This window comes from Streptomyces sp. NPDC031274 (genome assembly GCF_055570235.1).
In genome coordinates this window covers 1-1,157 of the sequence record NZ_JBVIHP010000126.1, presented here as the reverse complement: position 1 = coordinate 1,157, position 1,157 = coordinate 1, and the positions used below count along the sequence as shown (strand labels likewise).

2 protein-coding genes are annotated in these 1,157 nt (G+C 67.2%); both read right to left on the bottom strand.

From position 1 onward, the window contains the following. Positions 1-223 precede the first annotated feature (223 nt). Entirely contained in the window at positions 224-793 is a 570-nt protein-coding gene (locus ACZ5CR_RS44145) for a hypothetical protein (RefSeq protein WP_468869003.1), read from the bottom strand. A 60-nt stretch (positions 794-853) separates the two neighbouring features. Continuing rightward, the coding region (locus tag ACZ5CR_RS44140; protein ID WP_468869000.1) for a hypothetical protein at positions 854-1,157 on the bottom strand (304 nt) is incomplete at its 5' end.

Genomic DNA, 1,157 nt, shown 5'->3' with positions numbered 1-1,157 from the left:
GGCTGGGGGTGGGGGTGGGTCCCGGCAAACGGTTGGCTGTGTTGGGCCGCGGTGAATTCGTTTTCCGTGGGGGGGGTCGAACGTGGCCCCCCCCGCCCGGGGGGGGTCGTTCCCCAAGGCTGAGTGCTTCGAGCGGGGTGAGTCCTTCCCTCACCCTTCGATAGTTAATTCTACTATGTTTCAGGGTGGGGTCAACTGCGAACACCCAGCTCAGGTAAGGGGGTTAGGCCTGATCGACCCAGGCCATGCCGTACGGCGTCTGCCAAAGCCAGGACAAGCCAGCCTTATGGATCTCCGTCCTGGCCCTGTCCCACCACACCCGCCCGAAGCGGTCGGTGTGTGCCTCGATGGCCCAGGCGGCAGACTCGGCCGCCTCCGGCGCCTGCAGAATCTCGGCAACCGACTCCCCGAACCCGTGCACTCGTTCACGCAGACTCAGGTGGAGCTCGGCGACCTCGGTACGCCAGAACTCATCACGACGGCGCTCCTCGCGCTCGTAGGAGAGCGGCCAACCCCGCTCGGTGATCGCCCCGTTCCGCTGCAGCGCGATCCAGGCCAAAGCCCGCTCGCGCGAGAGCACCGCGGTCCGGAACATCACTTCCATCACCTCGAGTGCGGCGGTGTCGTCCGCCCGTATCCGCGCCTCCATGTGGGCCACGTTTGCGTCGTGCCGCGCCTGGGCGCGCTCCCGTGCTGCGTTCTCCGTCCGGGCATCCCACACGGGAACCAGGTAGTTCCACGTCGTGTTGGTGTGCTCCGGGTGCGCGTACGTCACCTTCCACAGGCCCCGCATGTGCGTTCCTTCTCCTTGCTGGTTGTGCTGATCTGGCTGGCGTCAGTGCTCGCGGCACACCTACTGGGTCACTGGCTCTCCCTTGTGCTGGGCCACCCAGGCCTCGAAAGCGCGCGGGTCGGCAGCGCGCAACTGCTCGATGTAGTGCCAGGCCATACGGGCGTGCAGGGCGCGGGCCTTGTCGGTGAACGCAATCCGCACCGGCAGATGTCCCCGGCCCAAAGGCCACGTCAAGCGGCTGGAGTTGGGTGCGGCAGCCTCGACGTACCAGTCCAGGTTCGCGGCCAGGCGCACGGGCAGCTGGTCCTCGATCGGCTCGTCCTCCATGGGCCAGATGCCCTCGCCGTCATCGGCGAAGAAGTCG

What these genes read in the sequence shown, in the direction of transcription:
- ACZ5CR_RS44145 (WP_468869003.1), bottom strand. Translation starts at nt 793, where the DNA reads ATGCGGGGCCTGTGGAAGGTGACGTACGCGCACCCGGAGCACACCAAC.